This window comes from Psychrobacter sp. NPDC077938 (assembly GCF_044542635.1).
In the GTDB taxonomy this organism is placed as follows: domain Bacteria; phylum Pseudomonadota; class Gammaproteobacteria; order Pseudomonadales; family Moraxellaceae; genus Psychrobacter.
Genome location: NZ_JBITUW010000007.1, coordinates 15,223 through 31,061, shown reverse-complemented (window position 1 = coordinate 31,061; position 15,839 = coordinate 15,223). Strand labels below are relative to the sequence as shown.

Genomic DNA, 15,839 nt, shown 5'->3' with positions numbered 1-15,839 from the left:
ACCTTTTATAAAAAATGCTAAAAGTAAAACAATCAACGTTTACTTTCTAATGGTGTCCAGTTTACTACAGAACCATCTTGCTCACGGCACAATTTCACCTGACTGTGATATGCAGATAATTAAAATAGTTAGGTGAAAGATTGAGATGAAGAAAATATAATTTATGAATGCTATATCTTGAAATAGTCGATCTTTAAGACATTAAAGTATGTGTCTACCAATATACAATCCAATTTCTACTACGCACTTTTATAAAAAAATATTATATTTTGCATGGTGAACCTTGACACTCTACTTACCAGAGATGAGATTTTTCAATAAAGTCTAATCCGACTCTTGTTTGACTTGAACCCAATCTTTGAAGTAAGTTTAGTGCATATTCGTAGCGCAACTCTGAGACAATTTGCGCTTCAGATTCATTAATATTTAGGCTGCCTTCAGAGAACCGGACACAGGAAAGACTAATATTGTTTTCTAAATCAAAACGCCCCTGATTAGATGCGTAAAACGTATCCCAAGTAGGACTCTCTCCTTTGGAAAAAGAAAAGGCTTTAAGTTCTAAGGAATCTTCTAAGTTTAAATACAAAAATTCATTACTGTTTGCATTACCATTCGCTGTAGATAATTTAGCTTCATGTAACTTGACTGCCCTGAATGCTAAATGGTTAGAACCAATCCTAGACTCCCATTGAATTAATTTTTGATTAGGAACTAGATCACATGCAGGTGTAAGACACACCCAAAACTCTTTATCAAAAACAAATACTGCTCCTGTACTAAGATATCTGCTGACTACAGGCATGGAGCAAGTAAACGCATTTAAATGACCACATGACGCATCAGCATCGGCTATACATTCTCTGAAAAAATCTTTTACGGTATTTTTCAAATTATCTTGCTGTCCGAGAATATTAATCATCTTTTGAGAAAATTTTCTAAGAGAGTATTTCGAGGCTCTACCTAGTTGTTCCCAATGAAGATCTATAGCTTTGTCATGCGCAAGAATGTCATCTGATTGAGAAAGAAGGGTGTATAGCCACCCTGCTTGAGCGGGTCGATTTGAAATAATATTTTGTGCCTGTTCAAAACCTGTCTCATCTATTTCGTGACGAATTTTCGCCATTAGCAAGTGCATAGGTGGGGCATTAAATTGATTTAAAGAGGTACATAATGCATCAAAAAGTTCTTTTTTAGGATCTTCAGAAACTTTGCGCACGACAGAGATGAAAACTTTTCCTGTCGCTATATGGTTAATACCAGAATCATTCCACTTCCAATTCAAATCACTTCTAGACTCTTCTGTGAATATTATATTCTGTTTTTTACAGATCTCAAGTAAACGCCATTTGATTAAGTCGTTGTTGTTTATGTCTATTTTTTTTGATAAGTCATCTATTTCACTGTGATAAGGACTGAATAAATGATTAGGATTTCTAGTATTCAAAAATAGTCTTTCATTAGTACATTCTAATAGGCTTAAAACTTCTGTCTTTGAATAATTTATACTCTCAGATAACCAATTATATTCAGCTCCATCTTCATTCTGATCTAACCAAGTTTCAATCTTATCAATATTTTCTGGCTCTACGTCAAAGTAATCTGCTTTTCTTATAGTGTTAAGATCAAAGAGTATATCTTCATAAATGCCTTTAATTTCCCCGTCATCACCTTTAGTATGCACAAGAATAATATTGAAATGATTATTCGAATCTAGTTTTTTTATGATTTTTCTTGCCCTACTTCCATCATCTGAAGGTGGCTCACCATCTAAGTGGTAATCAATAATCAAAAGATCACTGTGATTTAAGTGATCTGGAATTTCATCGTTTTCACCTATCCTAGGTGATTGTCCATCAAAGACATCTAAACTCCAGTTATGAGTGCTATGACACATTTCCGATATTTTCATCAATCGGTCTATATTGTTACTTTGCTTTAGTTTCTCATTATCAGGTTGTAGCAGTAACTCTTGAAAAGTCGGATACTCATCATCAATGACTGTTACAGTTCTTATTGGGTCTATGAATGCTTCTCTTATCAGATCCTGATAAGTTTCTACTATTTCACTCATTGATTAATCCTTTAAACTCAATGACAAAGTTTGCTCCTGACAGCAACTTTTTATCTGGTCGTGTTTCGTAGCGGATTTTATGTCCACCAGCTTGAAGATTCTGTTTGCAAAGGTAAAGGCCAACACCTCTACCTCCACGTTGCTTGCGCGTGAAGAACAATGTAAACAGTTGACCGTAATCGTCTTGGTCTACTCCCTGTCCAGAATCTGAAATGAAAACCTCGTTATCTTTTAAGTCCAAACAAATTTTTCTATTGTCTTTGTCACTACGCTGGCACCAATATAGAGAGTTGTTGATAAGGTTTAAGAAAACTGGATAGATTCTAGAAGGTACTTCCTGTAAAACCATTGCCCTGAAATTGTCTGTAACCTTAAAATCTATAGAAGCTTTTTCAAAATGATCTCCAAAGTAAGATCGAATAAAATCTTCAATTTTGTAGCCAGTCATTCTTTCGATGGTCTTTTTACCAGAAAGTTTAAGAGGTGAAAGGAAACGTAGCTTGTCCATCAGGGACTGATGAGCGTGCATAGTATTCTTTAGTAGAGATTCTTGATTCTCAGTTAGATTGTCATTATTTAGATTCTTTAAGCCATATGCGATTGTTTGATCTAATCCTTCTAGCTCATGACCGATAATTTCAACAGTAATACCTAATTGTGCTAAAGAATGTAATCTAGCCAACTCCTCTCGATACTTGAATGATTCATTCATACTATGAATTGCTAAACCTTCTAGATCGATTTGCTCATTGATTCGTTCTAAGGCTGTAATATAAGGAGAAAGTTTTTGAGTATTTTCAACTTCAATTTTTGCTTGTATATCGTCTAATTTTTCAAGCACTACATTGAGAGATAATCTCTCCAATTTGAGGTCTTCTAGATCATCTTCAACTTGAATCTTATATTGTTCACGACAATATTTAGTAAGTTCTTCTAGTTCTTGCTGCTGCTTAGCTAACATGGCCTTCCCTTTAGCAGAAAAGCGAGTAATGCTATTATTGATACTTGCTAACTTACTCCGATATACTTCTGAAGCTTTTTCGTAATCGGATTTCTGTGTCGATTCAGTTAAAGCTTTATTAACAGTATAAGTCAGCTCTTTTATAAGTTCTTTAGCAGCAAGCTCATACTTTCTATAACCTTTATAATCATCTTCTAATCTTCCTAAATTCGAAGGAATTGGACTCAAAGAAAAGTCTTGCGTTACCTCGTTAAAATGATCCACTTCGGCTTTCAACTTCTGAAGCTCATCAATTGAATTTAAAGACAAGCGACTTTCAAAGGTATTTCTTAGCTCAGACAAGTTGTCCACATGAGAAACTAATTGATTGAGGTTTTTTTTAATCGATGTACGAATCCGTGTTCGTTCTTTAGATTGAAGCTTCTTGCGATCTGCCTCTGCTTTCTCTAATTCTTTCTGCTCTTTTATATCTGCTAAAGCAGGATTTCGAACATCGGATTTTCTACCGAAGTACCTATCAGCAGAATCAAGTAAAATATTTTCCACAATTTCTCGAAAATATTTAGATGCTCTATTCTCAATAATACCTTCTCGACCAGCTTTATCTTTCAGGTTTGGATTGTCTTGTCGTGAAATTGCCACCCTACCAAACATACGACGATTAGCCCAAAAGTAACGGCCAGCATTTTTAGAACGACGATACTCAATTGAAAAGTAGTCACTATCAACGCGACCATAAGGCATAACACGTAAGCCATCCCGATAAACCCTAAAGCCACCGTAACGCTCAGCTTGTTGAGAGAAAAAGGCATGTTGTTGATCAGACAACGATGTACTACCTATATTAAGTTCAAATGTCCCAACTCGAATATCAAAAGGTCCAAAAGCACTATCTTTCCGTGTTTTATACAAATATCTAGGTTTTACAATATAGTTTTCAGTCCATTTCCCGAAGGCTTTCACGCGACCGCTAAAATATCCATCTTCATCTACATGACCTTCAATTATATGTTCTAGGTCTGCGAGGTTTTTAATGTCAAATTCACGATCTTCACTAACTAAATCAAAAGGAATCCCATTTCGCCAACCTCTGACCAGACATTTAAAGTTCTGGGCGACAGGTTCAACACCTTTGGAAAAAGGATCTGTAAAATTCGATAGAGTATGATGAAAACGATCTCGAGTAGCCTTTTCTGATTCATCTGCTTCAAATATTGGCACCTGAGATAGCTGAACTTCAAGATCGTAAATGATATCAGCGATAAACATGGCAGTACCGTGTTCAGATAACCCTTGATATACAGACCACTTATTAAAGTGCTTTTCCAAGAAAATGTCTTTGATAAGAGTAGTTTCTATCTGTGTTTGAGTTGTTTTTTCATTGCCATCTTTAACTTCCTGCAGGGAAAATGCTTTCCAAGCTTCTGCCAAACGTTGATTTCTAGCTTGATCATCACTGTCACCCCAAATATTACCCATCATTTGATCGAATAATATAGGTATATTTTCTATTAAATGAGTAGGTTTTGAAAACTCAGTGACAGGAACTCGAATGTCGTTTAGATAAAGGAATGGATTTTCGAACAATCGCCAATCGATCAAGGCAGCAACGTAGTCTTCATTCTTCCGCTTCGACACTAAAAGCAAAAGTGGGCCTAATGCGGCAGAGGACAAACGACCAATACCTTTTTGGCCCTGTTTAGGACGAGGGTCCAAACCATTACGATCTTCTATAGCTATCTCAAAACCATTTATTTTAGATTCTGTGCCGACTGTTAGCCACTTTGATTCGAACTCTTGACGATTCATGCCATGACCATCATCTAAAATAGCGGCAACTTTAACATCCCCATCGAATAAATGAAGCTCTACATTTCGAGAATAAGCATCGTAAGCATTTTTCCATAGCTCAGATATTGCAGTAGGACAGTCAGCTATTTGCTCACGACCTAGGTGGTCTATAGTTCTTGCTCGTGTTTGGAAAGTAACTGGTGCAGTCATTTTGCATCTTCCTGAGTAGAGTCCTTTAGAAATACTTCTATCTCGCAATTAAAGAAGGTAGGATTTTCTATTGAGCCGATAGTAACCGTGATATTTTTAATATGAGAGCCTCCCCTAATTTAAAAGGTACTGCATTTCCAATCTGTTTTGCTACTGACATAGAGCCGCCAGTAAATGTGTAATCATCTGGAAAGGTTTGTAGGCGTGCAGCATGACGTAAAGTAATTCCATGATTTAACCAAGGATGTACAAAGCGTCCTTTCGAGGGGTTATTACAACCAGCTGTAATTGTATTTGCTTGTATGTGTGGATAAATGCGGCCATAAACATCTTTATGACCTTTGTAGTTTTTATGACAGTTTAGCTCCCTGCCTGACTCGTCTCTACCACCTAATAGGGGTGTGTTTTCAAATACTTTAGTTAAGGTTTCAGAGTGAGTCATACTTAAGTTACATGAATCTTGAGGCTCAAGTTTTTCGCCCCATTCTAATGATTCAATTATCTTAGCCGACTCTTCTTTAGAATGTCCAAACTTTTCTTCAAGTCGTTGTTTGAAGGTATCTAAAATTTTTGAATTCGGCTTTTCAAAAGCAGATGAGGCAGTTAACCATGGAGAATCGCCGGACTTATGGTGTGTTGGCGGTGGCGGCCAATCGATATCTTCTTGCATTACATCATTACGCATTGCAAATATAAAAGCACGTCGACGATTTTGAGGGACACCATAATCACGCGCATTCAAAATAAGTGGTTCATCAGCAACAATCGTATAACCATGCTCCTTGGCAAGACTTAAAAAATTATTAAGAAATTTTTCATGACGAGGCCATAGTAAACCGGGAACATTTTCAACTAAGAAAGCTTTGGGCTGTAGATGTTCAACAAAATCGAAATAACGAATAAGTAAGTCATTTCTTGGATCGTTTTTACCAGAATCTTTAATACGATGAGAAGAGAAACCTTGGCATGGTGGACCACCTAGCAGAATATCTAAGCTACCTTTTTCTATTCCTATACTATCAATAAGTGAGTCAATATCAAACTCGGTAATGTCTTCAGCGTAAACTTTTGTTTTTGTATCCAGTCGATCTACTAAGTTTTTTTGATAAGTTTCGGCTGCATTTTGATCAAATTCAATCGCAGCAAGTACATCAACGCCAGCATTATAGGCTGCAAGCGAAAAACCACCTGCCCCCGAAAACAAATCTATTGCTGTTAACTTCCGTACCATTGCACACTCTCAACAACCAAAACGAGGACAATTATACTGAAGTTATAGCTCCATGAGTAGCTAATAACACTCCTGATGAATTCGAGTTTGTAAAGTATTAGCGATTACCTTTCTCAGCATATTTTCTTAAAATTGGGATACGTTTTTGAATGCTAATCCTGAGGCTTGTCAATATTCTCCTCAGCTTCTGGCGGCAAGGGCGCCAAATATCCAATCAATAGTATTAAACTGCCCGCACCAAGGAAGGATATCACTCGCCAAATTGCCTCAGTCTGTGACAAATCGACTAAGACCAGCTTAAGTACGACAATACCTAACAACCCAATACCCATAAACCAAAGCGCACGCTGCCAATAGCGACTCGCCATGATGGTAGCGACCAATGCCAAGAGCGTCCATAGAATCGTCAGCCCTGTTTGTACTTGCTCGCTCTGCCATGCGCCGCCTTGATAGTCATTCCAAAGTGGCGTGCCGATAAAGGCGTGTAGCGTTCTGACTAACATGCTGGAGATCACCAAAAAACTGATTAGTCCCAATATAATTAGTAAATTCTCAGTGGTGAATACGCGCTTAGGTTTGGCAGTTGCACCTGACTCGATAACGGTTTCATTGTGGCGACGTTGGCTGATGTAATACAGACTAAAACCAACCGATAGCGTCAGCCACGATGTGATGTCGTATAGGTTGAATAATGGAAAATAAGACAGTTTCCAAATCACACCGTCATAAGACCAATTGGTAAGAACAACCCACAGTAAAGCAATGGGAGCAAAGATGGCGGCACATCCTAACAGTGCTTGCTGCCAATCAAACCAATACAGCAGACCTTGTTCTGAAACTTTATTAGTCGAGGTGCTTTCTTCATTTTGACTGAGATAACGATGATTGAACCATAATCCAATCAATATGAGTACTGCTGGAAACAAGAAAGCCATCACGCCATCAGAGTTCGGTAGACCATAATGCGCAGCGGCAGCGATAAGTAAGATGCCTGTACCTAGCCAGCTTGCAACAGTATAACGTGAGGTATGTTTGTTATCGGACCATGTATCAGACCATGTTTTTAGCCATAGCTGACCCATGACTAACCAACCGATTATTAAGCCTACAAACACCAACCATTCCGCTGTTGACCATGTTAAATTTCGCTCAAAATTTTGCGGTAGTTGCAGTATTAGCATGAAGTAGAACAGGGCTAGCAATCCATGACTAAGCTGTCTAATTTCCGCCCACGGACGATAGCGATTGATGACCCAATAAGCGATCAAGCTCATAAGTGCTGCTAGTGCAATTACGGTCGTACTTGATTGCCAGATATCAAACCAATGATGCAAATCAAGCATCAGTACTTGTAGCATCCAAGCCATCGCGGTCAATGTCAAAAATTTGATGAATCTAGGGCTATGCCAAACGAATTTGAATACGCGGCTCTGACTATCGATGGAGGTCAGCCATTGCTGCGCAGCTTGTATACTGACGCCCAGCGCATGGGCATAGCTAGTTAATGGATCTGATGTGATGTCCAATGTTTGTGTTTTCATTACTGAGGATTGTGATTGTATGACCGAGGCTGTTGTAGGGCCTTTATTGTTAAGGCTATTAAGGTTATTACTACTATCTAAGCTATTAATCAGCGCGGCAGGTGAATTGCTAGCGCGTAATATAAAGACGGTCGCTAGATAACTGAGCGCTGAAATACTAAAGGCTAAAACGGGATAGTCTTTGCTAGAGAATATCGCTGTCGTCACTAGCATACCAATACTGACGAGCTGTAATAGTAAGCCGAACAATACCGACCACGACCGCAATGAGCGTCGTCCAAACCATACTAGCGCCAACCCTTGTACTGACCAGCCAAAAGCAATCCATTCAGCATCTAGCGCCAGCGGAATGACTAGTGCAAAGAATCCTAACCCTAATGCCAGCATCCCTTCGGTGATTAAAGCATAGCGTCTACTGCGCTGGATAAATAGCCAGCCTAAGCCAAGATAAACCATAGCCAAAATGGCACTGGTAATCGTGAGGGCGTTAGCGATGTCGTTTAGTAAGGCAGAAAATAAGCCAAAGGCCAGTAGCGGTACTGAAAACAGTAAACCCGTATCAATGGGGAGTACATAGGAGCTGCCTACATGGGCTTTGTCCAAGTGTTTTGTATTATCTACATTATCAGCATGACTGAGGTCTTTTTCGTTTAGCGCGTTATAGGTAATGATTTGCTGCGCATAACGAATGACGACAAATAAGTAAAGCAGCCAGTGTAAGGTTACTAACGCTACCAATGCCCAGCGCTGCGTCTCAATGACGGCGCTCAGGTTTTCGCTGATACCCCAATAGTACGCCAAACCAAATGTCACAGTCACACCGAATAGATTTAATATTTTCCATGGTCGATAATGAGCAATCACGGCAATGGTGACGTTTAGCAGTAGATAATAGCTGAATAAGATGACCAAGCTGCCAGTATCTTCACTGGTCAGAATCGGTGCAAAAAATCCACCCAATAATGCCAGTAACGCTAATGGGAAGGCGTTTTGACGTACGGCGAGAGCAATGGTAATGGCAGACAATAACCCAAGCCCGATAAAGCTTGGGATATCAGAAATGATTTCATAAACACTGTAAGCAAAAAAGGTACTTAGATACGCAATTGCTAAGCCTGCACCTTGTAGCGTAATCCCATATGAGAAGCGTTTTGCGGTCAGCTTTAATCCAAGTGCTGCCAATGCTAATCCTGTAACGCCAACTGCTATCAGCTTCGTCGCAATCGAAATCTCGATATATTCGCTTAATAAGCGAAGCAGGAGCACCACACCTACCAATAGCACCAATACGCCGACTCGCACGACTAAATTGCCACCGAAAAACCAGTTTTTGATTGAATGAATCAGTGAGGTCACAATAGGCAATGAGCGTTCATCTGGCTCAATCGGTGCGGTAGACGCCGTGTTTTTAGTATTTATCGAGGCGTTATCGTCTATATATTTATCGTCATAGATGTTTGATGCTGCAGGTGTGGTCGAGTTTGAAGCAACGGTAGGAAGCGGTGGTGGTGATACAGGCAGCCGATTATCTGCAGAAGAATGTTGTGAGTCAAAAGTTATTTCTTTAGCATCATGGTCTTTAGCGTCACTGTCTTTAGGAACATTGTCTTTAAGATCATTATCGTCAGTAGCAGTGTTACGTGTATAATCATTTTTATCGATTAAAGGTGCAGACGGAGGCGTCATACTACGATGTCTTTGCTGCTCCAGCTCAGCTTGCAGCGTCGTCACATCACGGCGTAGATGCTCGATTTTTCGAGCTATCCTAGTATATAACGCGACCACTACGATCAATAAAATCGTAAAAGCCAGCCAGCCCAACTGGGTCACCATTAGATACAACATCTTCGTCACTCAATCCAGTTTATAGTAAAGTGATAATGACGTGATTTAATAAGAAGCACAAGACTACTCTGATTACTGGACTAAAAGACAGATGCTAAGATGACACTCAAAATAAAAGGGCAGCTTAATAATTAAGCTACCCTTTTTAATGGTCTTTATACCAAATCGTTTCTTATGCTAAATTGGCTTTCATAAACTCAAGCATGTTTTCCCAGCTTTGTTTAGCAGCGGCTTCATTGTAGCCAAGATCTACTTCATTTTTGGCTGCGCGCTCATCGGCGTGCGGATTGGTAAAGCCATGTTTGGCATTGTCATAGACGTCGATAGTGTAGTCAACATCGGCTGCGTCTAGCTCAGATTTTAGACCTTCGATAGCATCCATTGATACCATTGAGTCGTCACGGCCATGAGCAACCAACACTTTTGCCGCAAAGTTTTTGTCTGCTGGTTGTTTTGGCGTTGGGTTACCATGGAACGTAGCAACGGCTTTTAGTGGCATGCCTTCGCGAGCCATATCTAGTACGACTTTACCGCCGAAACAGTAACCGATTGCGCCTAGGTTGTCACCATCGACTGATAACTGATCGCTGAAATCATTAAGGATTAAGCGGCAGCGTGCCATTAGCATGTCTTGATCAGCCAGTACTTGCTCCATCCACATGTTTGCCATTGCCGCATCGGTGGTTAGTTTGCCTTCACCGTAAACGTCCATAGCGACTGCTGCATAGCCTGCTTCTGCCAAACGCTCAACCACTGATTTTGGATGATCGACCACGCCCCACCATTCTGGTGCAACCAAGATACCTGCTGCTGGATTTCCATCTGAAGCGTTCTCTGGTAGTGCTACATAACTGATAAGTTCTACACCGTTTTCGGTAGTACTGATTAATTCAAAAGTCTTAATTGACATATTATTGTCCTTTTTTATGTTATGAGTTTTAATTATTCGTCATTGTGATGGTTCGTTTTTCTAACTCGTACTACCTTAACGCCCATGTCCAGCAAAAACAGCTATAATACTGTAACGCTCTTTATCAAAATGCTACTGCGACTTTATGACTATAAATTTGTTAAACAAAAATAATGACCAATCTGACTTGAATTTAGGTCTCGATGCAGCGGCCAAGCCTACGCAACCGGTAAGTTTGTTCCCTGATAGTACCGATGTGGATTCTAATGCTAATGCTGACTCTAAGTATGAGTCTGAACCACTACGTCCGCAGTTTTGGTCGCGATTTGCGTTAACAGAATTAAACCATAGCGAGTGGGAAGCGTTGTGCGATGGTTGCGGCAGTTGCTGCTTGATTAAGTACATCGATGAAGATGAAAGCGGTAATGTGGATGAAGAACTGGTCGAATATACCGATGTCACCTGCCAGTTGATGGACTGCGCGACAGGATATTGCAGTCATTATGCGACGCGTCAGGAGCATGTGCCAGATTGTATTCAGCTGACTATGGACAACTTGCCCAAGATGATGTGGCTACCATCGCACTGCGCTTATAAGCGTTTGTATAAAGAGCAGGGCTTACCAAGTTGGCATTTATTATTGACTGGGGATGCTGTGGTGACACAACAACAAATGCGAGCGGCCAACGTAGGCGTCGCTGGTCGCTGTGTCACGGAAATCGGTATGTCTGATGAAGAAATGGAGACACGGGTGGTTAACTGGGTTAATCCTTAGTCTACCATTAGTCAGATGCCTGAGCAGTAGATTTGGCCTTTGCTTCAGCACTGGCTTGCGAGTTAGCCAATGCTGGTATCGGAATATCTTGACGAATCTGCTGTGAGAATTTACGGCTGTTTTTATCTCTATCGATATCAGACTGTGAGTTGACTTGATTATCAAAGCCTTTTGCTTTTGGGTTGATATGAGTGCGCTCATACCACGTGTTCATTGACCAAGGCTGGTTGTTCTTTTCTAGAGCCGCATCTAACATACCTACATCGTATAGATAATTCGGTAACCAACCAGACACCCAAATCCGATAATCCCATGGCAAGCGATCGCCACTCACGATACGCGCCATATAAAAGATGATATTGGTACAGTTGCTGAGCAATGTATTGTACCAAGCAGGTTTAGCGTTCAAATCATCGGCCGCCGTTAGATAAGATTCAAATAGTGACCTCACTTCATGCTGTTGCAAATTGCTAATAGGAAACAGATAAACCTGCTCGCCGCGCGCATTGCTGCGAGTGTAGATAATATCGCGTTCTTCTGCAGCAATCAGGCTCAGCTCATAACGTCGAAAAAAACCAGCCAGCGCTGAAAAAGACTCGCCATCTTCTTTACGAATCTCAAATGAAAAGGCAAGTGGTCTATCATCTTCAAATCGAAAGCTAACTAAGGTATGAGCAATTAGTGGTCCCATCCAATAAGAATTGGTCACGTCAACGCCAGAGAGTTTAGACAAATTAATCGTACGGGTATCCCAATGCTCGTTAGCATCCTCTTCAGTTTGCCAATCAAAGTTACGAACATTGGTTAAGGTAATCAAATCAGGGTTAGTCGCATCGCGCTCATAGGAGACTCGCTGGTCGACCTCAGCCATCCATTCTCGATCTTGTTTAGGTTCGATAGAAAAAAACCAACCTAGACCCACAAGCCAAACAGCGCCATATACGCCGATAAGCAGCTTGGTTGCTGTGCCTTTACCAATCGATTTTCTATTAGACAATGAGTCACTTTGCAATATTTTTGTGACAGCATTCCAATAACGTGTACTTAGCAGCGCAGCTAATATACCTACAATCGCTATTGTCGCAAGCCAAGTCAATACTGAGCTGACGCCGTATTGATACCAAATCGCGAGTAATAACCATAGCGCTGATAACAACAACGTAACAGCAATTAAAAAAGTCATAAGACGATGGCGCCATGTAGGCTTTGGCTGTTTACGTTCTAATGTTTTGCGTTTTAAGTCCAGACTCTCTAAACCACGGCTCTCTAAGCCACGACTGTCTGACAGTCGACTGCGTGAACGCGACGAGAGTAAGCGAGAAAAAACGGAACGTAGCGACATAGGGTTTGCTTTGATAAATAAAGGCTTTGACCATAGCAAAGTTTATAACACGCTGACAATACAATTTGAGTGAATTTGTCGTTGAATGTCGGTGAGCCTTGCGATAAAGTGAAGCTAATTTGTACTAGCAAATTTGTTATTCATGCAGTAATTAATAACAAACCAGCTGTTTTATTTGCTACTTTTATCCCCATCTAGGCTCTACTTGTTTTTTATTGAGTATTGTTCATTTTTCTATTGAATACTATTCTGATTTTTATTAACTAAAGAGGTTAAATCACACCACCATGTCTGACGACACTCCCAGCCCGAGTAGTTGGTCGATGCGCGGCTTAAAACGCTGGCTATCGACCGCCCCCGAAACCCGTGATGAATTGATTCGTCTGGTACAAGACTCGCGCCAGTTTTTAGAGCCTGATACGGTCGATATGTTAGAAGGCGTGCTAGATTTGCCTGCGACACAAGTCCGCGAAATCATGACACCGCGTCCGCAAGTGATTGGTCTGCACGAGAGCACCAGTCTTGCCGAAGTGATGGATATTATTCTTGAGACCACTCACTCGCGCTATCCTGTTTTTGACAGTCAAGATGATGATGCCGTCATCGGTATCTTATTAGCAAAAGACTTGATTCCGATTCTGGTACATATGGTCCGCAACCAAGAAGACAAAATTGATAGTAAGCGTCTCAGAGACTTGGTGCGCCAGCCGTTATATATCAGTGAGACGGCTCGTTCTGATACCTTGCTACGCTCATTGCAGCGTACCCAAGTACACATGGCGATTGTCGTTGATGAGTTTGGTAACTTTGGTGGTGTGGTCACCATGGAAGATTTGTTGGAAGAAATCGTTGGCGACATCGTCGATGAGCACGATGACTTTGATGAAGATAGCGATATCAATAACATCGTCCCTGATCCAGAAAAGCCAAATACATGGCGTGTCCAAGCGTCTACAGTAATTGAAGACTGTAATGATGAGCTAGGTAGTCGTTTTGACGATACCGATGTCGATACGATGGGCGGTTTGGTCATGCAAGCACTTGGCTTCGTTGGTGATTTAGAAGGCGAGAGCGTCGTGATAGATGATTGGAAAATTACCATTACCGATGTCGAAGGGCGATTTATCCAAAATCTAGAGCTGACCAAAACCAATGCCGAGCAACAGATATTGATAGGCAGCCACTAGCTTGCTTATAGTGTCACGATAATTGGTCAATGAATAAAACTTGTTAGCAAATTCAATAAAAAACACGATGAAAAATCGTGTTTTTTGCTTTCTGCCTTTTGGTCTTTAGAATGAGGTTTTAGCTACGCAAATTTACCCACTTGCAGGTTTTGACTGGTATCATGGGTGGGTTTTATTTGTGGCCCTGCATAAAGCATTATGCAGTCAGGTTTTGCGTGAGTATTATCTCATCGCTTAGCTGAGAAATTTTAGAAAATATGGTTTTGGATAACTGCTATGCGTCTGTCTACTGTTGATTTACAAAAACGTCTGAACCCCGATAAGCCAAAAGGTTTACATATGGGGTTGACGGTACTAATAGCTTGGCTGGCAGGGGCCGCTTTTATACTCGCGCTCGCGCCTTATGGCATTTGGCCAGTTGCCTTGGTATCACCTGCCATCTTATATGCATTACTGGTACCAGCGATGACAGGTCGCCGCGCCTTTCTAATTGGTCAGGCCTACGGTACAGGGCTGTGGTGTGTTGGCGCGTTTTGGCTATATACCTCAATACACGTTTATGGTGATACGCCCGCATGGCTTTCTTTGATTATGATTGCGCTCATGGGTCTAGGCATGGGCTTGTTCCATGGCTTTTTGGCGCTCATCTTTAATCGTGTGGTCGGCAAGCAGCCTTTATCTTTTGCCGCTCTGTGGATACTCCAAGAGTGGATGAAAACTTGGTTGTTTACTGGTTTTCCTTGGCTATTCGTCGGTTACGCGTTTACTGAACAGTATTGGCTGTCTTCGCTAGCGCCTGTAGCTGGCGTCTTTGCGGTTTCTTTCGTAGCGGTATTATTGGCTGCCAGTATCATTGAGCTGTTGCGTCGCCGCGGTGGCTATATGATTCCATCGATAGCATTACTAATCATTAGTAGCGCGCTATGGTTGATTAATCCGCAGTGGACCAAACCAAAAGGCACTCCTGATTTATCGGTATCTTTGATTCAAGGCAATATCCCGCAAGATCTAAAATGGCTCACCGAATATCAGATTGAGACGCTAAAAATCTATGCAACGTTGACCCGTGACGAGTGGGGACGTGACATCGTGCTGTGGCCTGAATCGTCGATTCCTATGTTTCAGACAGAAGCTGTTGGTTTTATCAGTGAAATGGTCGCGATGGCCAAAGAGACTGACACGACATGGGTGACTGGTATTCCTTATAAGGATGAAGCAGCGTTTGATGCCAGTACAGATAAATATCCGCCGTTCTACAATAGCGTGATAGCGCTAGGGGCACAGGCAGAGGGGCTGTATAAAAAGCAACGTCTGGTGCCATTTGGGGAATACATTCCATTCCAAGGAGTGCTTGATATTCTGCCTAATCTGGCAGGCAGCCAAGACATTATGAGCTATAGTCGCGGCAGTGATCAGCAGTCGCCACTACGTGTGCGAGGGCATAATTTAGGTGCAGCCATCTGTTATGAAGTGGCCTATCCAGATACCACGCGCAAAAACGCCATTGGTACGGATTTCTTATTGACCATCTCAAACGATGCTTGGTTTGGTACGTCGGCAGGCCCACTACAGCATTTACAGATGGTACAGATGCGCGCACTAGAAAACGGTCGCTGGTTTATGCGTGCGACCAACACAGGTGTGACGGCTATTATCGATCACAAAGGTCGTATTGTAGAGCGAGCACCGCAGTTTGAACGTACTGTATTGCGCGGTGATATTCAAGCACGAGTTGGCAACACGCCATTTATGCGCTTTGGTCAATATCCTATTTTGTTTATCATGGCACTGTTGCTAATACTTAGCTATTTGGGTAAACGTACTAAGTCTCCAGTACGTTTGGTTAAGTAGTATTATTAAGTAAGATGTGACGATAGCGAATAAGAGATAACTGATTAAGTAGTTAGCTGTCACAAGTGTCAAAAATGAATATTTAAATTGTGGATAATAAACCCTTTAAATACTTAAGGGTTTT

Annotated in this window: 9 protein-coding genes; 3 read left to right on the top strand and 6 right to left on the bottom strand. The window is 41.1% G+C overall.

Features of this window, described 5'->3' with window-relative positions; translation table 11 throughout:
- Positions 1 to 295 precede the first annotated feature (295 nt).
- The 5 genes from ACIGBM_RS11785 to ACIGBM_RS11765 form a co-directional block, all read right to left on the bottom strand.
- Positions 296 to 2,071 (bottom strand): response regulator receiver domain, encoded by a 1,776-nt coding sequence (locus ACIGBM_RS11785; RefSeq protein ID WP_397477874.1) that lies wholly within the window; start codon positions 2,069 to 2,071, stop codon positions 296 to 298.
- Entirely contained in the window at positions 2,064 to 5,033 is a 2,970-nt protein-coding gene (locus tag ACIGBM_RS11780) for an ATP-binding protein (RefSeq protein WP_397477873.1), read from the bottom strand. Before ACIGBM_RS11780 ends, ACIGBM_RS11785 begins: the two co-directional genes overlap by 8 nt.
- 67 nt (positions 5,034 to 5,100) lie before the next feature.
- Positions 5,101 to 6,264: a DNA cytosine methyltransferase gene (locus ACIGBM_RS11775; protein WP_397477872.1), complete on the bottom strand. Its 1,164-nt coding sequence runs from the start codon at positions 6,262 to 6,264 to the stop codon at positions 5,101 to 5,103.
- Between the two features lie 152 nt (positions 6,265 to 6,416).
- The gene (locus tag ACIGBM_RS11770) at positions 6,417 to 9,650 is read right to left on the bottom strand and encodes a DUF2339 domain-containing protein (protein WP_397477871.1); all 3,234 of its coding nucleotides are present in this window, start codon (positions 9,648 to 9,650) and stop codon (positions 6,417 to 6,419) included.
- Positions 9,651 to 9,822: 172 nt separating this feature from the next.
- Entirely contained in the window at positions 9,823 to 10,560 is a 738-nt protein-coding gene (locus tag ACIGBM_RS11765) for a dienelactone hydrolase family protein (protein WP_397477870.1), read from the bottom strand.
- Between the two features lie 256 nt (positions 10,561 to 10,816).
- Between ACIGBM_RS11765 and ACIGBM_RS11760 the strand changes: the two genes are divergently transcribed.
- Positions 10,817 to 11,335 (top strand): YcgN family cysteine cluster protein, encoded by a 519-nt coding sequence (locus tag ACIGBM_RS11760; RefSeq protein ID WP_397477941.1) that lies wholly within the window; start codon positions 10,817 to 10,819, stop codon positions 11,333 to 11,335.
- A gap of 7 nt (positions 11,336 to 11,342) precedes the next feature.
- On the opposite strand, the gene ACIGBM_RS11755 is transcribed toward ACIGBM_RS11760, so the two are convergent.
- Entirely contained in the window at positions 11,343 to 12,677 is a 1,335-nt protein-coding gene (locus ACIGBM_RS11755) for a DUF4105 domain-containing protein (RefSeq protein ID WP_397477869.1), read from the bottom strand.
- A gap of 287 nt (positions 12,678 to 12,964) precedes the next feature.
- Here ACIGBM_RS11755 and ACIGBM_RS11750 point away from each other — a divergent pair, with 287 nt between their 5' ends.
- Positions 12,965 to 13,864: a CBS domain-containing protein gene (locus ACIGBM_RS11750; protein ID WP_057761902.1), complete on the top strand. Its 900-nt coding sequence runs from the start codon at positions 12,965 to 12,967 to the stop codon at positions 13,862 to 13,864.
- 276 nt (positions 13,865 to 14,140) lie between these two features.
- Positions 14,141 to 15,715 carry an apolipoprotein N-acyltransferase gene (lnt, locus tag ACIGBM_RS11745; RefSeq protein ID WP_397477868.1) on the top strand — a complete coding sequence of 525 codons (1,575 nt, stop codon included), beginning with the start codon at positions 14,141 to 14,143 and terminating at the stop codon, positions 15,713 to 15,715.
- The last annotated feature ends 124 nt before the right edge of the window (positions 15,716 to 15,839 follow it).